The 20,577-nt window shown below is 54.1% G+C and carries 21 protein-coding genes and 1 tRNA gene; 11 read left to right on the top strand and 11 right to left on the bottom strand.

Annotated features, from left to right (window positions below):
• The first annotated feature begins 1 nt into the window (after position 1).
• Together RBB39_RS21750 and RBB39_RS21755 are read left to right on the top strand one after the other, a co-directional pair.
• Positions 2-77 (top strand) — tRNA-Asn (locus RBB39_RS21750).
• Positions 78-581: 504 nt separating this feature from the next.
• A complete protein-coding gene (locus tag RBB39_RS21755; RefSeq protein ID WP_213229624.1) occupies positions 582-896 on the top strand; it encodes a YrhK family protein in 315 nt (104 codons plus the stop codon).
• Positions 897-933: 37 nt separating this feature from the next.
• On the opposite strand, the gene RBB39_RS21760 is transcribed toward RBB39_RS21755, so the two are convergent.
• The 6 genes from RBB39_RS21760 to RBB39_RS21785 all read right to left on the bottom strand — a co-directional run bounded on the left by RBB39_RS21760 (position 934) and on the right by RBB39_RS21785 (position 6,293).
• Positions 934-1,197 (bottom strand): Txe/YoeB family addiction module toxin, encoded by a 264-nt coding sequence (locus RBB39_RS21760; protein WP_124803881.1) that lies wholly within the window; start codon positions 1,195-1,197, stop codon positions 934-936.
• Entirely contained in the window at positions 1,194-1,436 is a 243-nt protein-coding gene (locus RBB39_RS21765; RefSeq protein WP_124803879.1) for a type II toxin-antitoxin system Phd/YefM family antitoxin, read from the bottom strand. The genes RBB39_RS21760 and RBB39_RS21765 overlap by 4 nt, the downstream gene beginning before the upstream one ends.
• Positions 1,437-1,624: 188 nt before the next feature.
• Entirely contained in the window at positions 1,625-3,118 is a 1,494-nt protein-coding gene (locus RBB39_RS21770; protein ID WP_045994605.1) for a tripartite tricarboxylate transporter permease, read from the bottom strand.
• A 46-nt stretch (positions 3,119-3,164) separates the two neighbouring features.
• On the bottom strand, positions 3,165-3,746 hold the full coding sequence (locus RBB39_RS21775; RefSeq protein ID WP_253029388.1) for a tripartite tricarboxylate transporter TctB family protein: 582 nt from the start codon (positions 3,744-3,746) through the stop codon (positions 3,165-3,167).
• A gap of 92 nt (positions 3,747-3,838) precedes the next feature.
• Complete coding sequence (locus RBB39_RS21780) at positions 3,839-4,807, bottom strand: tripartite tricarboxylate transporter substrate binding protein (RefSeq protein WP_045994607.1); 969 nt, start codon at positions 4,805-4,807, stop codon at positions 3,839-3,841.
• A gap of 76 nt (positions 4,808-4,883) precedes the next feature.
• Positions 4,884-6,293, bottom strand: a complete 1,410-nt coding sequence (locus tag RBB39_RS21785) for a flagellar biosynthesis protein FlgA (RefSeq protein WP_253029387.1) — start codon at positions 6,291-6,293, stop codon at positions 4,884-4,886.
• Positions 6,294-6,583: 290 nt separating this feature from the next.
• Between RBB39_RS21785 and RBB39_RS21790 the strand changes: the two genes are divergently transcribed.
• Positions 6,584-7,297 carry a GntR family transcriptional regulator gene (locus RBB39_RS21790; RefSeq protein ID WP_253029386.1) on the top strand — a complete coding sequence of 238 codons (714 nt, stop codon included), beginning with the start codon at positions 6,584-6,586 and terminating at the stop codon, positions 7,295-7,297.
• Between the two features lie 197 nt (positions 7,298-7,494).
• Here the strand turns inward: RBB39_RS21790 and RBB39_RS21795 are convergent, their stop codons facing one another.
• Both RBB39_RS21795 and RBB39_RS22830 read right to left on the bottom strand, forming a co-directional pair.
• Positions 7,495-7,773, bottom strand: a complete 279-nt coding sequence (locus RBB39_RS21795; protein ID WP_371931893.1) for a type II toxin-antitoxin system RelE/ParE family toxin — start codon at positions 7,771-7,773, stop codon at positions 7,495-7,497.
• A 143-nt stretch (positions 7,774-7,916) separates the two neighbouring features.
• Entirely contained in the window at positions 7,917-8,081 is a 165-nt protein-coding gene (locus RBB39_RS22830; protein WP_371931891.1) for a type II toxin-antitoxin system RelB/DinJ family antitoxin, read from the bottom strand.
• A 1,095-nt stretch (positions 8,082-9,176) separates the two neighbouring features.
• On the opposite strand from RBB39_RS22830, the gene RBB39_RS21805 reads away from it, so the two are divergent.
• From RBB39_RS21805 to RBB39_RS21830, 6 genes are all read left to right on the top strand, one after another.
• On the top strand, positions 9,177-9,767 hold the full coding sequence (locus tag RBB39_RS21805; protein ID WP_306169402.1) for a hypothetical protein: 591 nt from the start codon (positions 9,177-9,179) through the stop codon (positions 9,765-9,767).
• A gap of 97 nt (positions 9,768-9,864) precedes the next feature.
• Entirely contained in the window at positions 9,865-11,313 is a 1,449-nt protein-coding gene (locus tag RBB39_RS21810; RefSeq protein WP_306169403.1) for a toll/interleukin-1 receptor domain-containing protein, read from the top strand.
• An 89-nt stretch (positions 11,314-11,402) separates the two neighbouring features.
• Positions 11,403-12,437, top strand: a complete 1,035-nt coding sequence (locus tag RBB39_RS21815) for a TOPRIM nucleotidyl transferase/hydrolase domain-containing protein (RefSeq protein WP_306169404.1) — start codon at positions 11,403-11,405, stop codon at positions 12,435-12,437.
• A gap of 215 nt (positions 12,438-12,652) precedes the next feature.
• Positions 12,653-13,723, top strand: coding sequence for a hypothetical protein (locus tag RBB39_RS21820; RefSeq protein WP_306169405.1), 1,071 nt, complete (start codon positions 12,653-12,655; stop codon positions 13,721-13,723).
• Positions 13,724-13,834: 111 nt separating this feature from the next.
• Positions 13,835-14,941, top strand: coding sequence for a PIN domain-containing protein (locus RBB39_RS21825; protein WP_306169411.1), 1,107 nt, complete (start codon positions 13,835-13,837; stop codon positions 14,939-14,941).
• 62 nt (positions 14,942-15,003) lie between these two features.
• Positions 15,004-15,762, top strand: coding sequence for a hypothetical protein (locus tag RBB39_RS21830; RefSeq protein WP_306169406.1), 759 nt, complete (start codon positions 15,004-15,006; stop codon positions 15,760-15,762).
• A gap of 104 nt (positions 15,763-15,866) precedes the next feature.
• Here RBB39_RS21830 and RBB39_RS22835 read toward each other — a convergent pair whose 3' ends face one another.
• Both RBB39_RS22835 and RBB39_RS21835 read right to left on the bottom strand, forming a co-directional pair.
• A complete protein-coding gene (locus RBB39_RS22835; RefSeq protein WP_371931892.1) occupies positions 15,867-16,214 on the bottom strand; it encodes a CcdB family protein in 348 nt (115 codons plus the stop codon).
• Positions 16,184-16,483, bottom strand: a complete 300-nt coding sequence (locus tag RBB39_RS21835) for a type II toxin-antitoxin system CcdA family antitoxin (protein ID WP_371931894.1) — start codon at positions 16,481-16,483, stop codon at positions 16,184-16,186. The genes RBB39_RS22835 and RBB39_RS21835 overlap by 31 nt, the downstream gene beginning before the upstream one ends.
• 47 nt (positions 16,484-16,530) lie before the next feature.
• Here RBB39_RS21835 and RBB39_RS21840 point away from each other — a divergent pair, with 47 nt between their 5' ends.
• Positions 16,531-16,755, top strand: a complete 225-nt coding sequence (locus RBB39_RS21840; protein ID WP_306169408.1) for a hypothetical protein — start codon at positions 16,531-16,533, stop codon at positions 16,753-16,755.
• Between the two features lie 96 nt (positions 16,756-16,851).
• Here RBB39_RS21840 and RBB39_RS21845 read toward each other — a convergent pair whose 3' ends face one another.
• Positions 16,852-18,927, bottom strand: a complete 2,076-nt coding sequence (locus tag RBB39_RS21845; protein WP_045994040.1) for a carboxy terminal-processing peptidase — start codon at positions 18,925-18,927, stop codon at positions 16,852-16,854.
• Between the two features lie 173 nt (positions 18,928-19,100).
• Between RBB39_RS21845 and RBB39_RS21850 the strand changes: the two genes are divergently transcribed.
• Positions 19,101-20,432, top strand: coding sequence for a M18 family aminopeptidase (locus tag RBB39_RS21850; protein ID WP_306169409.1), 1,332 nt, complete (start codon positions 19,101-19,103; stop codon positions 20,430-20,432).
• The last annotated feature ends 145 nt before the right edge of the window (positions 20,433-20,577 follow it).

Raw genomic sequence — 20,577 nt, forward strand, 5'->3', positions numbered from 1 at the left:
TTCCCCGATAGCTCAGTTGGTAGAGCAAATGACTGTTAATCATTGGGTCACAGGTTCGAGTCCTGTTCGGGGAGCCAGTGCGGCATCTGGCACTCATAGCGCTTATCGCTAGTTCCCTCGGTGCAACCCTCCTTCTTGTTACTCTCTTCGTAGCGAATTCCTTCTTAGCTATTTTCTCCGTTGTTACCTAATTTCTCCTGCTCGCTGTTTCTCGCCAACTGGCGGCGACACGTGGCTCGATTCGCTCCATCCTCGCTCTCGCGCTTGCCCAATGGCGGCATCAGTCTTATCTCGACGCTGCTTTTTCGTGTGTCGATAGCTTCGACCCAGTTCGTCCCTGGGCTGCAGCACTCCAGAAGGGCCCGCAGAACCAGCTCACGCACTCTTGTCATGGCATCTTGTTGGGAAGCCTCCCCGCTGGCAAATGGCCTTGTCAGGCGTCATCCTTGGCTAAATGATTGATGGTAGGCGGTCGCTGCCGACGTTGGACGTTTCGGCTGGACAGGATCGACGTTAGACGACGCGGTGACGCCTCACGCAGCCAGGCATGGCTTGGGAATTACGGCGAAAGGAGATGCAGCATGAGCGATAAATCAACCTCTCGGGAGCCGTCGAAATCTCCCGCCCTGACTCTGCACATCGGTCATGAAGAGCTGGTCATTCGCCAGCGCTACGAGGTGCTCAGTATCGTCAACGACCTCTTGATCGGCACCTGGTTTATCATCGGCAGCATTCTGTTTTTCTACGAGTCGCTTGCCTATATAGGGACCTGGCTGTTTCTGATTGGCAGTATCGAGATGATGATACGGCCGCTGATTCGCCTCGCCCGGCGGGTCCATATCAAGCGCCTGCATCCGGAGGCACCTGCCGCAGTGGATGCGGGGCATGACTATTGATAGAGAGGCATGCTGGGTGACGAGTCGTCATTTAGCTCTACTCGTAGTGCGTCCATAGTCTTAAGACTTTAATGGTCTTTTCTTCCTGTATGACCTGATAGACGAGCCTGTGTTGAATGTTGATCCTTCTGGAGTAGGCCCCTGAGAGATCTCCGACAAGCTTTTCGTAAGGGGGTGGCGTTTGATACGGGTCCATGCGAAGGATGGCCAGCAACTCTTGTGCCTTGGCCTTTAGGCCTGATGAGGCGAGCTTTTTCGCATCTTTTTGAGCTTGCCTGGTGTAGTAGATCCTCCAGCTCACCAATCGAGCTCCTGATCACACTCGGCGAGGTCGGTTTCCATTCCTTCACGAATCGATTCACGCATGCCAGGTATGGAGAGTAGGTGGAGGGTTTCGTTGATGGCGCGCCAGTCCTCTTCAGCCAGTAACACTGCATTGCCCCTTTTTCCAGTGATGACAATGGGTTGATGGCTTTCCGTCGTTTCATCAATTAGAGCGTACAGCTTCGAGCGGGCTTCTGTTGCATTCAATATGGTCATTAGTCGCCTCCATTTTTTGCTAGCGTACGCTAAGGCGTACGCAAGATCAATCTAGCCTTCTGGCGTTGTTGGCGCCCACGGGTGGTTCAGCAAAGAAAATCGCCCTCGTTGCCTGATCGGCAGCGAGGGCGATGTCGTTTCTGCGTAGAGAGGATGCTGGTGGTCAGCCGGTGTGTGGCTTTATCACATCAGCCCATCGCAGCGGCCCGGTTCCTGGCCCGCTTGCGCAGGGCAATGACGATGGTGGTGCCCAGAAGCAGCACGGCGATGGCGATCAGGCTTGCGCTGATCGGGCGCGAGAAGAAGATGCCGAGATCGCCCTGGGACATCGCCAGCGAGCGACGCAGCTCGCTCTCGGCGATGGGGCCGAGCACCAGGCCAAGGATGATCGAGACCAGCGGGAACTTGATCTTCTCCAAGAGGAAGCCGAGCACACCGAAGCCAAGCATCAGCCAGACGTCGAACATCGAGTTGCGCACCGAGTAGGTACCGACGATGCAGCACATCAGGATGATCGGGCCCAGCGCCGAGTAGGGCACGTTAAGCAGCCGGGTGAACAGTTTGATGAACGGCTTGGAGAACGCCAGGATCATGAAGTTCACCACGAACAGCCCAGCGAACACCGCGTAGATCAGGTCGCTCGAGGTCAGCATGAACATCGGCCCCGGCTGCAGGCCATGCATGATGAAGGCGCCGAGGATGATCGCGGTGGTACCGCTTCCCGGAATCCCGAGCGCGAACAGCGGCACCAGGGCGCCCATGGCGGCGGCGTTGTTGGCGGCCTCCGGTGCAGCGATACCTTCCGGTGCGCCCTTGCCGAACTTCTCTGGGTGCTTGGACCAGCGCACGGTCTCGCTGTAGCTGACCATGGCGGCGGTGCTGGCGCCGATGCCCGGCAGGATGCCGATGATGACGCCAAGGATGGATGAGCGCGACAGGGTGACGCCGATCTTCTTCAGGATGGGGGCGTCGAAGATCTTGATCTTGACCTTGGTCAGCGGTTGTTCGGCGTCACGGCTCAGGGAGCGCTTCATCACCTCGGACACCGCGAACAGGCCGACGATCACCGGAATCAGCCCGACCCCCTCGGCCAGGTTGAGGTTGTCAAAGGTATAGCGGCTGGTTCCGGTGAGCGGGTCGATGCCGATGGTGGCGATCAACAGGCCCAGGGTGGCGCCGATCAAGCCGAGGATCAGCCGGCCACCGAGGGAGGCCACCACGGTCAGGCCGAGGATGGCGAGTGCGAAGTACTCGGGGGAGGAGAACTTCAGCGCCACCGAGGCCAGCATCGGGGTGAAGATGATCAGCGCGATGGTGCCGACCAGCCCGCCCACCGCCGAGCTCAGCACGCCGATGCCCAGCGCCTTGCCGGCCTCGCCCTGCTGGGTCATGGGGTAGCCGTCGAAGGCCGTCATCACCGCCTCCGGGGTGCCCGGGGCGCGATAGAGGATGGCGGTGATCAGCCCCGAGAAGACGGTGGAGCCGTAGATGGCGGTCAGCAGCATGAACGCCTGGGTGGGCTCCATGCCGTAGGTGACCGGCAGCAGGATGACCACCAGGATCACGCCGCTGATGCCCGGCAGCGCGCCACCGATAAAGCCGATGAACACGGCCGAGGTCAGGATCAACAGGTTCATGGGCTGGAAGACCACGCCTAGCCCACTGAGAAAACTCTCCAGCATCGTCAGCTCCCGCGAAATACTGGTGGAAAATCGTACCGGCTGGGTGTCATGGCAGGGGGATGCCCAGCAGGGTGGAGAACACGCCCTGGATCAGCGCAACGGCGATGACCACGGTGGCAAGCAGGGCCGCCCAGTGGCGCGCGCCAAGCAGCAGGGTGCAGGCCAGGGTGAAGATCACGGTGGCCAGCAGAAAACCGATGGCCGGCATCAGCAGGGTGTAGGCAACGGTGGTGCCCATCAGCCACCAGTGGCGGTTGGCGGCAAGAAACCCAGGGTTAAGAGCAACGTCAGCGGCTTCGGTGGTGCTGTCGGTAACGTTGTCGGTGGCGCTGTCGGTGGCGCTGGCCTGGCCGGCGTCAGCCTGTTGGCCGGGGTCAGTCGCTGGGGCTTTCTCCATCGAAGCCTTGGCCTCGGCGTCGCTGGCACGCTCTTTGGCCTGGCTCATGCGGGTGGAGACCAGCAGGGTCGCCGACAGCACGATCAGCAGGAGCAACAGCGACAGCGGCCACAGGCGCGGGCCGATAAAGGTCGAGACGTCCTCGGAGCTCGGGAAATCAAGCGTCGGCACCAGGGTGACGGCGGCCAGTACCAGCAGCAGGACGGCAAAGACGGTGAACTTGGTATGCATGGTGAGGCTCGGTTCACGGCGGGCCAGCGGGAGCGAGTCCCGTCAGCGCAAGGTGAGGGGCCGGGTAGTACCCGGCCCGCCAGTCCACGGGATCAGGTGTTTTCCAGAAGCCGCGTGTAGAGTTCCAGGTTCTGCTCGAGCTTCTCGCGGTAGTCGTCGCTACCCAGCCAGCCCTCGCGGTAGTGCAGGTTCACCCGCTCTTCATACTCCTGGTAGGTCTCGGAGTCGTAGACGCTCTTCAGTGTGGATTCGAGCTTCTCGACGATGGCGTCCGGGGTGTCGGCGTGGACGAAGATGCCGCGCTCGTTGCCGTCGGTCAGGTCCCAGCCGTTCTCGACGGTGGTGGGGATGTCCGGGAAGTTCTCCAGACGCTCTTCGGCGAACACCAGGATCGGCATCATCTCGCCGGATTCCATGTAGCTCAGCACCGAGCTGATCTCGCCGAACAGGCCATCGATGTTGCCGCCCATGACGTTGGCGGCGACGCTGCCTTCCTCGTCGTAGGGGATGAAGCTGATGTCCAGGCCGGTGGCGTCACGGAACGACAGGAAGGCCATGCGGTCGGGGCTGGCCGCGTGGGTGCCGCCGATGATGACCTGGCCCGGGTTGGCTTTGGCGTGCTCCATGAAGGCGTCGAAGTCGGCGTACTTGTCCGGATCGACGATCAGCGTCATCACGTCGGACTGCATGCGCGCCACCGGGGTGAGCTGGTCGAGGCCGGTGGGGTTCTGGCCGGCGGCAAGCGAGGTGACCAGGGTCGAGGAGGCGAAGTCCAGGGTGTGGCCGTCGGCGTCGCCGTTGGCGGTACGCTGGTGGGCCAGGGCGCCGGAGGCGGACGGCAGGTTGACCACCGTCACGCGGGTGTCCATGGCCTCTTCAAGCAGCGGCTTGATGGTGCGCGCGAAGTTGTCGGTGCCGCCACCGGCGCCGGCGGCGACCAGGAACTGCAGCGGCTTGGAGGGGAAGTCGGCCGCCTCGTCGGCGGACAGCGCGGCGGGGCTCGCAACGACGAGCGACAGGCCGAGGGCGCTGGCGGTGATGATCGCGTTTCGGGTGATCATGGCGTTCTCCTGGGGGTGGTTGTTGTGGTTGAGCATGGGCGTCTGCCCAGTGGTTGCCAGGTGGCCCGACATGACGTCAGGCCGGTTCGGAGGAAGATTCGGCGGTGGAGAAGAACATCGCGTCCTGCTCGCGGCGAAGGTGGAGCAAGGTGGAATCCGGCAGTTGTACGTCGGCCACGCTGATCAACTGTCCTGCAGCCACATCGCGCTTGAGGGTGGCGCCGGGCAGCAGATAGAAGGGCACCGGGGTGGCATCGACCAGTGCAGCGGCGGGGTGCACCTCGGGCTGAAGGCCGGCAATGTGGCGATGATGGCCCTTCATCTCAAGCTCCTGCCCCTTGCTGAGTGACACCGTGGCGCGGGCGACCAGGTCAACCGCCGGGCGGGTGGCCTGGCCGCCGCCGGAGGGCAGGCCCTTGAGCACGGCGTCGAGCAGCGAGATCGGCGCCTCCAGGCCCAGCAGGTGGCGCGGCAGGTAGACCATGGCGCTTTTCTTGCTGCGACTCAGGATATGGCCCTTGCCGTCCAGCACCTCCCAGGCGTGGGCGTCCTCGCAGCGCACCACCACAAAGACGCCACCGGCGAAGCTCAGCTCGTCCGGGCGGCGCAGGCAGTTGAACACCTCCAGACGCCCCGTGCCGGAGAGCACGCCGCCGTTGCCTTCCAGATCCAGCAGGGTCGGCACCTCATGGGTACGCAGCACCAGGGCGTGGAAGGCAGGGTGGTCGGGGGTAAGGCCGGTGGCGTTGGCCACATTGGTCATCTCGCACAGGTCCGGTGCGGAGATCTGCGGGATGGCGCTCAGGTGCTCGCCACGGGCGCGCACCACGCTGCGCTCGTCGCCCTCGGGCAGCGTCCACAGGTCGGCCATGTCCGGGGCGTCGAAGCGGATGCCGTTGCACCAGATCGCCTGATCCGCCTCGTCCCAGACAAAGTCGTATTCGCTGCTCTTGCCGGCGGCAATGATCTCGAAGCCGAGCGTCTGGGCCCAGGTCACCAGGCCGATCAACAGACTCGGTTGATCACCGTCCAGCGGAGTGAACAGGCGGCCGTGGCGGTTACCCAGGCGGGTCAGGTAGGGGCCGACCACCGATTCGGTTTCCTTGGTGGCGATACCGACGTGCTTGCCGGCCTTGAGCGCACTGGCCGCGTGGGCGGCACCGGCGTTTGGTATACCGGTGCTTTCCACCAGAATGTCGAAATCCAGGTGCTTGACCACTTCGAGATCGCCACAGGCGACAAACTTACCCGCCTGCCAGGCGTCGTTTGCCTCGTCCGACGTTTGGCATACCGCAATCTGCGAGGCCGGAATGCCGGCCTTCTCGAACGCCTGGGCGGCCGTCTCGGCGCTGATGTCCACCGCGATACGCGCGTTCATGCCGGGCATCTGCTGGGCCTGACGGAGGATGCCGCGACCGAAATCGCCAGCGCCCGCGACGCATGCCTCGACGGTGGTGGCGGTATCAAAGTGGTGAAGGTAATTCATGGTCGTAGAGCGTCTCCGTGCTGGCCTGGCCCACCGCTGGCGCGATGCCGGGGGGGGCTGCCTGAGCGGGTTGAAGGCCTCGGTCTGGAAGGATCGGGCGGGATCAAGATGCAGAGAAATGTAGTGGTATACCATTTTGATGGTCAAACGATTGGGGCATAGACCTTGGTCGCATAAGACAAAAAATGTGCGTTATATCGTTGAATAACAACGAATAAATGAAGTGAGACAAACCGCGTAAATGTTTGCCCGTCAAAAAACGGTATGCCATTCTTTAGATATCGAAGACCATGACGGCGATAACGATGGACGAAGCGGCAGTGGACGCACGCGAAGGACTGGTGGAGAAGGTCGCCAACTACCTGCGTGAACATATCGTGATGGATCACTTCCAGCCCGGACAGCGGCTGCCCGAGCGCAAGCTGGCCGAAGAACTGGACGTCTCGCGCACCCCCATGCGCGAGGCGTTCAAGATCCTCGCAGCAGAAGGGTTGGTGGTCATCTCCCCACGCCGGGGTGCGGTGGTCGCCGACGTCAGCCCCCAGGACGTGCAGGAAAAGGCCTACGTGCTGAGCGTGCTGGAGCAGTCAGCCGCGGAGCTCTGCTGCACCAATGCCAGCGACGACGACATCGCCGAACTGCAGGCCCTGCACTTCGAGATGAAGGCCGCCTTCCTGCGACGCGACCGCCAGAACTACTTTCGCCTGAACCAGGCGATCCACAACCGCATCGTCTCGCTCTCCGGCAACAACTCCCTGATCGAGATTCACGCCACACTTAGCCGACAGCTCTACCGAGTGCGTTATCTTTCCAACCTGAAAAACGAGAAGTGGTCCGTCGCCATGGACGAGCACGAAGCCATCATGGCCGCCCTGGAAGCCCGCGACGGCAAGCAAGTGGGCAACGAACTGCGCAACCACCTCGGCAAGACCTGGATGAAGTACGCCAACCCCGCACCCAAGGACCAGCCTCTCGCCGATGTTGACACCGAGAGCGGCCAATAGGTGAGGTAGGTGCGGCAGGCGACGCCGGCCAGCCAAGGGCGTGATAGCGAGACACTGATGGGCAGGATGCAGAGCAGGTGAAGTAATGACGCTAAACGAATATCGAGCGAAGGGGAGGGGCCGGCTAACTCCGTCCATCAGCCGAGCCAAGAAGCTACGTCCGCTTCGAGCCTTTGCGGTCAGAGAGTGATTAGCCGTCAATCGGCGGGCGGGAATTGCTGCTTTTGGTGAAGGACCCGCATGATCCGGATATCTGAGCCTGCCAACTGATAGGAGATCAGAAGCGATACTTCCGGAAGGATTAGCAAGCGACCAGGAATACCTTGGCGCTCTACGCCGAGTAGCGGTTGCAGCATCAGCAGTTCTGCCCTTTCCTCGATCTGGCCATCAGTCCGTTCGGCAACCACAGGATTGAACTGGTAGAGGAAGTCGAAAATGGCTTCACGCCTTGTCAGACCCTCTTCTTCCCTTGGAATCGCCGATTACCGGGGCAAGGTCACGGGCGCGGATCCGTGACTTTCGTTCTGCCATCCGGGATTTTGCGGTTTCATGATCGACAAAGGTCGCTGCACCGGCTTCGGGCCTGTCAAACGCTCGCTTGACCTGAAGCGATAACCAGTCATGGTGTGACGTTGCTTGGCGCTGTTGCTTGGCGCTGTTGCTCGGCGAGTTGTTCTGCCAATTCCCTGCAGGCGCCACTAAGCGTACGCCCCTGGCTCTCTGCCATCTGCTGGGCTAGGCGCTTTGTCTCTTCATCGATGCGAAACTGTATACGGGTATCCATCTGAAGCCTCGCAGCTCATTCTGACGTATTCACGTATATTGGCTCGTTTTGGTGCTCAGTATGGCAACCCAGGCCCGCTTGCCGCGCTGGGCGTGAATACGCTTCCTGGTAGCGATACCTCGAAACGTTGCCTCACAGACGCACGGAGCTGTTCCGGTCAATGGCGGCAAGGTTCTGTGGTGGATCAAAAACGCATCGCGGTTACCTGGCGCCGAGCTGAACAAGCTATACCACCCATCCGCCATATGCGAGTGATTGCTTGCTCGCGCTGGGCAGGGCAGTCGTATCAGCTTCAAATCTCTATCCCCGAATTTTATTCGAGCAAGTGCTTCCAAAAAGCAGTTTCCGAAATTCAACAGTTTGTAAGACTTAAGCCAAAAAACACGTAAATTCGTTCCCATTCCTCACATCTTTTGTCTATTCTGCTGCTAATGGCCAACGCCAAGCTATAAACAGTGCCGCTACGAGCACGACAACAACGATCATGCGCAGGGATAGGAAAGCCGACGATGGCCAAGGGATGACCAGCCAACGCTAATCTGACGTTCAATGCGGGCGCCTTGCCGCCTGTTTGGCAGGCATCGGCAGCGTGCTGCCGATTTTGGTTACCCGTCCTCAATTCCTTCCGTACTCGTGATCGCACAGCGGCATTCGTCGCGCTGGGTGGTCATGTCGTGTGGCCGCCGTGGCGGTAGCGTGCCTGGTCGGTAGTTCGATTGTTCGTAGGTGAAGGGGGAGGGCTTTCTCTCCTCAACATGCCTTCGCAGTTTCTCTGCGTGCGTTATTCATGCGTGTATGCGAAATAAGGCACAGTATTTAGAGGAATGTTCGAAATGATGCATTAGAAGGCGTGTTTATTGCGCACATGCGCTTTAAAATTACGGCCAATCAATGGCTTTACGATCACGGTAGAGCGATTTTTGGCATGCGCACTTTAAACATGAGTATGCGTGTTTTGTTCCGGATTACTCCGTCGTAAAGTGAGGGGTTTATGGAAAAATTCAAAGATATAGGCTGCAATTTGGGTGCGTTCATGCGGAAGAGAAATGAGCATGCCTATGAATAAAATGTTAACTGCTCGCGCACGGAGAGAATATGAGCGCCGGAGATTGGATATCGCTTTTTATGGTGCTAATAGCAAGCGCCTCAGCGACAATTACTTATGTTGTCTATCGAACTGCAATAGATCCGGAAATAATCGTCTATGCAGATGTGGACAGGCTTCGCCCCTCAATTGTTAATCTCATTATCAAGAACATAGGGAAGGGACCTGCCTTAGATATTAAATTTCTAACTAATCGACCCTTGCCCAGCAAAGCGTTCGGCATTGAGGTTCCTAAGGAAATGCCTGGGCCCATGATTGATGGGCCGATTATTGTAGGTGTTCCGTATCTTGCTCCAGGCCAAGAATTGATAATCACCTGGGGACAATATGGTGGTCTAAAAAAATATCTCGGTGGTGCTCCTATCGAAGTAACCTCTACCTACAGCCGATCAAAGCGCTTGCGGCCTGCTTCCGCATCTATATCAAGTTTAAGCAAACTAGATATTACTCAGTTTGAAGGTACGAATGCGAGTGACCACAATTGGGGCCCGAAAGTCGTCAAGGCAATAGAAACTACTAATAAACAGCTAATGAGTATAGAAAAAACGGTAGCTGAATCGGGCAAGATTGAAGGCAGTTAACAAGCGAAAGCAGTCGGATAAATTACTCGCTGCGCTCCCAATTTGCCGCTGTTGCGGGCGTTATGCACTAAACCAAATATGAGGTAAGAATCGAAAAATGTCAGAGCCAAAGTTATTCATTTCCTACTGTTGGTCGAGCCCTGAACATGAAGATTGGGTTCTCCGACTTGGTACTGAACTCCGAGAGAATGGGGTGGATGTAATATTAGATAAATGGGATCTGAAAGAAGGGAATGATGCTAACGCATTTATGGAGAAAATGGTTTCAGATGAAGAAATCAAAAAGGTCATCTTGGTTATAGATGAGCAATATAGCGATAGAGCTAATGCGAGAAGAGGCGGTGTTGGAACAGAGACCCAAATTATCTCAGCCGAGGTCTATGAAAGCGTCGATCAAAATAAGTTTGTTGCCGTCGTAGCGAGCAGAGATTTAGAGGGAAAAGCAAAGCTTCCTGTATTTTACAAGTCGAGAATCTACATTGACCTCTCTGATGATGAGCTATATGGCAAAAACTTTGAGCAGTTGTTGAGATGGATTTATGATAAGCCGTTAAACATAAAACCTGAAATAGGAAAAAAACCAGCATTCTTAGATGAGGAGGAACAAGTCTCATTGGGGACATCAGTTGCCTTTCGTAGATTAGTGGAAGCAATAAGAAATAACCGTTCGCATGCACATGGCGCATTAGTTGAGTATCTGAGCTTGTTTTCAGAGAACTTTTCACGACTTAGGCTGGAGCCAAGCAATGGGGCTAGTAATTTTGATCAAAAAATAGTAGATAGCATCGAGCAATTCATCCCTGCCAGAAATGAGTTGGTGGAGGTATTTGCTGTTATTGCTCAATATAACCAAACGACAACTTCAGCCCCGGTAATACATAAATTTTTTGAATCTCTTATTCAATTTCTAGATAGGCCAGATGGTGCTAGTTCCTATCATAAGTGGGACTGGGACAATCTGAAATTCATTATTCAAGAATCTTTTATTCTATGCGTTTCGATTTTCCTAAAACATGAAAGATTTGATATCGTTGCTTACTTGCTGAATCAGCGATATTACATTGAAAATGATGCACGATATGGGCGTAGTACCATGGCCTCCTTCGGGGTATTTCGAAATTATCTTGAGTCTCTTAACCATCGAAATAGCCGGCTCAAACTTCAACGATTATCAGTTCACGCAGATATGATCAAGGAGAGGTGTACAGATTCAGGAGTTTCATTCGATACAATGATGCAAGCTGATTTTGTTTTGTATCTGGTGGAGGCATTGCAAAGTATTAAGGAAGATCGAAGGCAAGAGTGGTGGCCAGAAACTCTTGTATTCAAATCATTTCATGGTGGACCCTTTGAGATTTTCCTTAGATCTGAATCTATTGAGTACTTTAGCCGCCTAGCCTCAGTTTTAGGTGTAAGTAAGAAAGCAGATCTGGAGCCATTTGTTGAAGGTATAAAGGATGATTCTATTTACGTTCCAAAGTGGCAGTTTGAAAGAATCGCTCCTTTGGAATTAATGAACTATGAAAACCTGTGCACACGTGCATAACAAAGTGCTGCTAGGGACAAACATACGCTGCGCTTCGGTTTTCCCCAGAGCACGGCGTTAGGCAGTCATCAGAGAAAGCATGAAGGGCTATGGATTTCAGAGAAAAATATAAAGAATGGCTTGAGCCGACTGACGATGCTCCTCCCATATGGTACCGAAAAAGGGGCTACGCATTTGAGGAGATACTTAAAAGCTGTTTAGAGCATGAGCAACTAGATCCTCGCGCAAGTTATAAAGCCGAAGGAGAACAGATTGATGGATCATTCTTTCTCGATGGCAGTGTTTTTCTGCTAGAGGCAAAATGGCATAAAGATGAGTTGCCAGCTTCAGCTATTTATCAGTTCAAGGGTAAAGTAGACGGCAAACTGGCTGGAACAATTGGGGTTTTTATCTCCATGTCTGGTTACTCCAAAGATGCAGTTGATGCTTTAACACTTGGAAAGTCTCTAAATGTAATTCTGTTCGGTAAGGAAGATATCGACGCGGTAATCATCGGGGGGAGTAGTTTCAGAAGTGTTCTGAAATCTAAGCTTAGAATTGCAGCTGAAGAGGGTGTTGTCTACCATTCAACTGAAATGGAACAAGTGTCAAAAGATGGTCAAACCATCATCGAAGCCTTCACTTACGACAATATGTCATCAATGCTTGTGAAGCAGGATTCAAATTTTGAAGCAACTTCTGACTTAGTCATTGTCTGTGAAGGAACCACTGACCGAGAACTACTGTCGCTTTTGACAACTAAAATTCTCAGTAAGTTTGGTCTTACCAAGAAAATCAATATTATTGTCGCCATGGGTAAAATGACTATCCCCCGTGTTGCCAATGCTGCTAGCAATATCATCACAAGCGCTCCTGTTCTAATCGTTACAGACTCAGATAATGACATTGGCAAAACCCGCGACATGTTAAACCGAGGAGTTGAATTGGATAGCTGGAGGTGTTCGATTCCAGATCCAGAAATAGAGTCTTGGCTTGGTTTGGATCCTAAGGATTTCCATCGCCGGTATCGAGGAACAGAGATGCGCGAGATGTTAACCAAGCTTGTTAACGACCTAGACCTTGAAGAACTATCGGAGCGAGATGCATCCTTCAAAACGTTTTATGACTGGATCAAGAATGCCTAACAAAGCGCTGCTACGGAAAAGTTACTCGCTGGCGCTCGCAAATTTCCGCAGAGCGCGGCGTTAGAGAACACTAAGGGTGAAATGTGGTAGTTCGAGAGAGAATAACGTGTTTGACTTGCGATACACCTATTACAGCCAGGATATGGGTTGGCCACAACCCAGAGCAAATTCACGCATTTCAATGTCCTAGTTGTAAAGAAGAAATTACGATAGGAATGGAGGTCGATCTCGAAAATGTATCTACAACAATAGCCCATGTTGAAAATTGTACGCATGGTGAGACTGAAGGCCCTGTCGTCAATCTAAGTCCTCATTTCGTGATTGACCAAAAGAATGAAACATTGGATCAAAGCTTTTCCTGGATGGATCAAGTAAAGTACATTCGAGAAACTAGTAAGCTGCCAGAACCCGAAAGGCCAAAAGGTATACAGGGGCCGATAATACTAGATGCTTACAATGAATTGGGCGGTGTAAGTAATGCCACAGAGATGTGGAAAATTATTAAGAAAGGCTGGTCACTTAGAGAAAATGGGCAAGCCGAACTAAGTCAAAAAACGCTTTCCGGATACTCCCGATATGGATATGAAGACGAAATTAAACTAGAAAATATTCTTTATGATTTTCTAGCGCAAATGCTAATGCCTCGGAAAATGCAACTGTTTTATGATGGGTTAGAGTTTATTAAACAGGCCAGAGAAACTAATGGCGAAGAGTTTTTTAGGTTTAGGGAGTTCTATGTAAATGAAATTAGGTCTGATAACTTACGTAGGTATTTGGAAATTCTTTCAGAATATTTTAAGGGGTATTCTGAGTATGACCAAGCCATATTGTACGTCAAAAATGGTGCACCTGTTCCGGATGGTTGTATAGCTACATCTTCAGGGTTTAAAACAACGAAAATGTTTTACGGAAACGCCTTTGAGCACTACACGTCAAATATTTCGACCTTGGCTTGCATAAACAATATTTTGAATGGCCGAAAATTCGATCAATTTAAGAATATGGATTTGAAAAAGTATTTAACCATTAACAAGGCTAATAGGGCTAACCCAATCAAAGAGAATCAGCTGTTATCAGGTTTTTGTAACTGCTTGGATAGTACCTTAAGAAACTCGTCTCATCACGGAGCATTGATATTAGTTAAAAAACGTCGCTATATTGAGTACAGAAGCGGAGGCACGGGAGCCAAAAGAGAAATGCCTTACTCTATGTATATTGAAATGTGTAATGATATAGCTCTCACATCTTTTGCCTTGTTAATGTTGGAGCTTGTAATCGGTCTCTAACAAAGCAAATCAAGGCGACGGATTTTTCGTTCCGGCTTATCTCCTCCACTACAAAGCCGCGCTTGTTTGCGACGTTAGCACTATGGAGAGTAAATCTTGATCCATATAGTTTTGGACACGAACATTTATCGAAACAATCCAGCAAGAGATAACTTGCATTTCAACGCGCTTGAAAAGCTTTCGAAAGCTGGTTTGCTTTGCCTTCATGTTCCTTATGTTGTTTTACGTGAATTCCAGACTCAGCAAAGAGATATCTACTCTAAAGACTTGGTGAAAGCCATCTCGGGGTTGACTGGCCTGTCTAGAAAACTTTTAGATGAGGATATTCTAGAAAGATTAGTTTCGGCAAAAGCCGAGCTTGAAGGAGAGTCTGAAAATATTCTATCTAATGCAGAGGACCAAATAACCAATTGGTGTGACAGAATTGGGGCAAAACTACATCCACTATGTTTAGATCAGGCAAGCCTAGCCTTGGAAGCGTACTTTCAAGGAAAGCCACCTCTAAAATCAGTAAAAAACCGTGAAGATATTCCCGATAGTTTTATAGTCCAGTCAATAATTAAATTGCATGATGTCCATAATCCAATTCATGTGGTGGCAGGAGATAATAAAGTGAGGGAAGCTTTTGCCGATGAGAAAACTATCAACACCTACGAAAGCCTTTCTGATTTCATTGAAATCGATTTTATTCAAGATGAATTAAAAGAGGTTGATTTAATAGATAGCATTTGCACATTAGTCGCCGCTATACAAAAGTTTGAGAATGAAAGCTCAGAAATACAATATTTTCTATCAAATCATATTGGTGAATCCATAGTTTGGAAAACATTTTCTGATCCATCGATACCAGATGACAACCATGAAGCAACCATCAATAGCTATGGTGAAGCTGAAGATATTGAGTTGGACTTTTCTGAGGCTGGATATTACGGAAATGGGCAGTTTGGAATCCCTTTCAAGTTAAGAATTGTTGTTTTGGCTGATTATTATATCTTCAAATCAGACTTTTACTGTATGGATCCAGAGAGAGAACATGTTCCCTCAGTTTCTGATCACAATGACCACTATTTTGAAGTGCAAGAAGAGTTTGAACTGTATGTTTCTGGTTTGGTCTCAATAACAATTAATAGAGACAATATCGATATGGATGAGTTATCTGAAAGCATAGTAGAAGATAGCTTTAAAATTGATGAGGTATCAGATATTGAGCTGTGCTAATAAAACTATTATAAATACACGAACTTAAGTGGTTATTTTCGGGCGAGGGAATAAAATTTTTTATGAAAGATAAGAAAATTGAGAGACATAATCAAATTTGTCGTATGGCAGAACAATTGCTCAATTTTGATAATAAAAAAGTCTATCACCTTTATAGATACTTAAACCCTATGATTGGTTACAGAGCAACAATATTATTGCTCTGCATAGAACAAAGAAGATCGGTTAGTACTGAGGAGATTAAATTTATTGGAGAGGTACTTGGAACATTAAGTAATAAAAGTTCATTTAATGTACCATTGCTGACGGAACAACCTCTTTCATTTGAATTGGTATCTCAACTAAAGTCATTCAAAACAAGATTAGGTAATAGCTACTTTATTAGTGCGAAACCTCAATATAAGTGGGATAGGAATTCACTTAACGATGGAAGTAAATCATATGAAATAGATTTGTTGTTAGAACTATATTTCGTTTATGGAAACAAGAATATCACCATAGCTAAAGTCGCTTTAGAATATGATGGTCCATTTCATTTACAAGAAAAAACTGTGCGTAGTGATAAGTTTAGGGATGCGTTTATACAAAGTAGTGATATTCCTGTATTTCGATTACCAAGTCAGAATAGTCACTTTCCTCCTCAGCAAGGAAGAGAGGAATTTGCCACACGATTGGATATATATAAAAGCAATATAAATGATTTTATTTGTAATCGCATATACGATTATGAAAGTCATATATTGAACGAACGAAGTAATAATTCAGTTAATGAAATTAATTCTATCAATTTGGCTTCAGATTTAAATGATACGTATTTATAACAAGTCGCTTCAATTAAAAAAATACATGTCACGAATTTTGCTTCGAAAAATGTGGTGCCAAGTATTTTTTAACTGAGCTCAGCGTTAGATACCTATATTCAACACTAGACCCCGAATATTGCGAAGTTGAGTGCAGCCACCATTTCATCTCGCGTGTGCTCTAGAGTCCCGATGGGCGTTTTGAAAACGCTGGCAGGAAATGATGCGATTTGTGGGATAAGGATCAACATTTCTTCGCTGTCGAGGGTCGCTGTTGGAGTAAGGCGGGTCAGTTTTTCTCCTTCGAGGAAAGATGCTCGTCCAAGGGGCACCACAATACGGGTGGCCAACGCCGAGAGGGTATCGCTCTGTATGTCCAGAAGGTAGGGGTACATCCTTTTCGTCGACGCGATGGGGTTAGCGTCCACGTCGAACTGGGGAATTAGAATGTCCTGTACTCTTCGGCGAAGCACCCATGTTCAGCAATGGCATCGTTGTAAGCTTTGATAGCGTTGCTGTTGTCCCTCTGCCATTGTTCGGCTTCGCTCTCGGCGAGCTTTGCTTCCAGTGCTTTCTCTAGCGTAGCCGAGAGGTCGACATTCATACTCCTGGCCCTTTTCAGCAAGTCGCTGTTTATGCTGAGATTTGTGGCTTGTTTGGGAGCGTCCTGATCGTATAGTGTTTGCATCATCGTCGCTCTGATTTTCGATGTCATTGTCAGTATGCGTAGCCGTATGCGCATTGGCAAAAATGTAGACAGCTGCTGCTGACGAACAAGGCGGGACGAAGGTGAGAACCCTACTCTGGTGTGTTGCGGTGCTGTTGCTCGTGTTGATGCTGCTGAGCGGTGCTGGGTTCTTGCAGGGCTCGCTGGAGCTGTTTCCGACCGAGGAGCAGCAGCGCCAGGTTCGCTGGGGGTACGGGGTGGCGTTTGTGGGCTTCGCCGTGCTCGAACTCCTGGTCGCGGTATGGCTTTGGAGGGAGAGAAGAGTGAGGAGGGCTGCTCGCCGGTAGGGTGACTATGGCTGGATTCAGACTACGTCAATAAAAAAGCCGGGGCTCGATGCCCCGGCTTTTTCGTTTGCGTGCGACTACTCGTTCTTTCGCTGCTTAGCCTTTTACCGCGTATTGCCAGCTCGGGCCGAGTTCGGCGAAGTCGAGCAGGATTTCCGCTGACTCCTCGACTTCGGCGCGGTCGACGGGCTGTTCCTCTTCGGTCTCTTCGTCGGCGAGGTCTGCGTCGTCGCCGCTTTCGCGGGCGTCGCCCCATTCCTCGAGGGTGTCGAGGCCGAGGGCTTCGCGGCGCTCGTTTTCCAGTGCCAGCATTTCGGCGTCCTGGGCGTCGGCTTCACGCTGACGCTGCTCGCGGTTCAGGCTGACGCTGGTGTGCTGCTCGCGCAGGCGGCTGGCTAGCTCTGCCCGTTGTTCCAGGTAGTGGAAGTTGGGGTGCTCGTCGGCACGCTGCTGGTGGCGGGCGCGCAGGTCCTTCAAGTACTGGCGCGGGGTGCCGTAGCTGCGGTACTGGACGTCGCGCACGGTGTCCCAGGGCAGGGCGTTGTCCAGCGCACTCTCGCCGATGATCTCGGGGTCGAGCAGGCTCGGGTACATGATGTCCGGCTTCACGCCGCGGTTCTGGGTGCTCTCGCCAGAGATGCGGTAGAACTTGGCGCGGGTTAGCTTGATCTGGCCGTAGCTCAGGTCATTAAGGGTCTGCACCGTGCCCTTGCCGAAGGTGTTGGAGCCGACGATCAGGCCGCGACCGTAGTCCTGGATGGCACCGGCGAAGATCTCCGAGGCCGAGGCGGACAGGCGGTTGACCAGCACCACCAGCGGGCCGTCATACAGGGTACCGCTGTCGGTGTCGCCGTAGAGGCTGATGCGGCCACGGGCGTCACGTACCTGCACGGTGGGGCCACGGTCGATGAACAGGCCGATCATCGAGTTGGCTTCCTGCAGCGCGCCGCCGCCGTTGTTGCGCAGGTCCAGCACGATGCCCTCGACGCCTTCGGCCTTGAGCTTCTCGACCTCGGCGGCGACGTCACGGGTGGTGGAGCGGTAGTTTTCCTCGCCGGCCTGCCAGGCGTCGAAGTCGACATAGAAGGCGGGCACCTCGATCACGCCGACCTTGTGCACGCCGTCTTCGCGCTGGATCTCGATGACCTCGCTGCTGGCCGCCTGATCCTCGAGCTTGACGGTGTCACGGGTGATGTCGACCACGGTGGAGCGGGTCATGTCCACGGCTTCGCCGGGCACCACCTCGAGGCGCACCTCGGAGCCCTTGGGCCCACGAATCAGTTCGACCACGTCGTCCAGGCGCATGCCGACCACGTTGACGATGTCCTCGCCTTCCTGGCCGACGCCGATGATGCGGTCGGCGGGCTTGAGCGCGCCGTCCTTCTCGGCTGGGCCACCGGGCACCAGGCTCGCGACCTTGACGTACTCGCCGTCGGCCTGGAGCAGGGCGCCGATGCCCTCGAGCGAAAGGCGCATCTGGATGTCGAAGGACTCGCCCTGGCGCGGCGACAGGTATTCGGTGTGGGGGTCCACGGTGCCGGTGGCGGCGGCCATGATCAGCCCGAACACGTCCTCGGCGTTGGTCTGCTCGAGGCGATGCTTCTGGGTCTCGTAGCGCTCGCGCAGGGTGTCGATGACCTCGTCGTCTTCCTGGCCGCTGATTGACAGCGTCAGGGCGGCGTTGGCCAGGCGCTTGCGCCACAAGTCGTCTAGGCTCGCCTGGGAGGCGGCCCAGGCGGCATCCTCGCGGTCGAGTTCGAGGCGGCCCTCGCCGTTGAAGCTCATGTCGAGGTGGTCGATCTCGTCGAGCATCCACGTAAGGCGCGCCTCGGCACGATCGTGGTAGCGCTCGTAGAGGTCGTAGGCCCGCTCCAGAGAGCCTTCAAGCATTGCCTCGTCCATGCCGGTACGCAGATCAGCGAACTCATCCACGTCGTCCTGCACGAAGTAGGCACGCTGGCCGTCCAGCACGTCCAGATAACGCTGGAAGGCGCGGTTGGACCATTGGTCGTCCAGCCTCACGTCCGCGTAGTGGCCGTAGCGTAGTGATTCGGCCACCTCCATGGCCGCCTGACGCTGGTCGTCGCCGGGCGTGGGAGTAGCCAGCGCCGTAGGGGCCGCGATCAGCAGGGACAGCGCCAGGGCGCGACCCGCAGACTCAATCAGGCTCATCAATGAAGCACTCCAGGATTCGTGTACACTCGTCGGTCTGACACCGACTCGGTCGGCGGGTCCCTTGGACCGGATTCGCATTGTAGCAGCTTGATGTCAATCCTTGACCCTTGCCGTTGTGCGACATTTAGGGTCAATCCTTGAACCACACTATCATGCAACAGAGGACGCCCATGTCACAGGAGTGCTTGCCAAAGGATGATGCCGGATGCGCCAAAAGGCTCAGTCGGCTGCTTGAGTTTCTTCACCGTTCCCCCAGCCCTTGGCACGCCACCGCGAACATGGCTCAGCGGCTCGAGGACGCCGGCTACCGTCGTCTGTTGGAGACCGATAGCTGGGATTTGGTTCCCGGTGACCGCTTCTACGTGACCCGCAACGATTCTTCGATTATCGCCGTCAACCTGCCGAAGGGCCAGCCGGTCACCAGTCTGCGCATGGTCGGCGCCCATACCGACAGCCCCAATCTCAGGCTGAAGACCCACGCCGGCCAGACCTCGGCGGGCTGGCTGCAGCTTGGCGTGCAGGTCTATGGCGGGGCACTGCTCGCGCCCTGGTTCGACCGTGACCTGGGCCTGGCCGGGCGTCTGCATGTCCGTCATGCCGATGGTCGCGTCGAGGGCGTGCTGCTCAACGTTGCCGAGGCCATCGCCATCATCCCGAGCCTGGCCATCCACCTGGATCGCGAAGCCAACGACGGCAAGGCGATGAATGCCCAGACTCAGATGGCGCCGGTGGTGCTGCAGGGCGGCAAGGACGACGGCCTCGATCGACTGCTGCTGGCCTGGCTGGAGCAGGAGCACGGCCTGACCGGGGTGAAGGTGCTGGACTTCGAGCTGGGCTTCTATGACCTGCAGCCGCCGTCGCTGGTGGGCGTGGGCAAGGAACTGATCGCCAGCGCGCGTCTGGACAACTTGCTGTCCTGCTTTATTGGCCTGGAGGCGATGCTCGACGCCGACGGCGAACAGGGCATGGTGCTGGTCGCCAATGATCACGAAGAGGTGGGTAGTGCCAGCGCCTGTGGCGCCCAGGGCCCGTTCCTCGCCGACGTGCTCAAGCGGGTGAATGGCCTGGTCGGCGAGGGCACCGAGGAAGGCTATATCCGCCTGATCCAGTCCTCGCGGATGATCTCCTGCGACAACGCCCACGCACTGCACCCGAACTACAAGGACAAGCACGACGCCCAGCACGGCCCGAGCCTCAACGCGGGCCCGGTGATCAAGACCAACGCCAACCAGCGCTACGCCACCAACAGCGCCACGGCGGCGATGTTCCGCGATCTGTGCGAGAAGGCTGAGGTGCCGGTGCAGACCTTTATTACCCGGGCGGACATGGGCTGCGGCAGCACCATCGGTCCCATCACCGCAACGGAGCTTGGCGTGCCGACGCTGGACGTGGGGGTGCCCCAGTGGGCGATGCACTCTATCCGCGAGACCGCCGGCAGCCAGGACGTGGAACACCTGACCCGTGCGCTGACGGCCTTCTTCAACAGCGCCGAACTGGTGTAGGGCGAGCGCTCGCAGCGCTTGCTGAAAGACTGAAACGACGATAACAGAGCGCCTGGCGGGCAACCGCCAGGCGCTCTGTCGTTGTTGCGTCGGTGTTGAACCGTTGCATTGGAAGGCACAACGAAAAGGCCCGTCGATCGGTGAT

This window comes from Halomonas sp. MMSF_3323, assembly GCF_030733595.1.
Taxonomy (GTDB): domain Bacteria; phylum Pseudomonadota; class Gammaproteobacteria; order Pseudomonadales; family Halomonadaceae; genus Halomonas; species Halomonas litopenaei.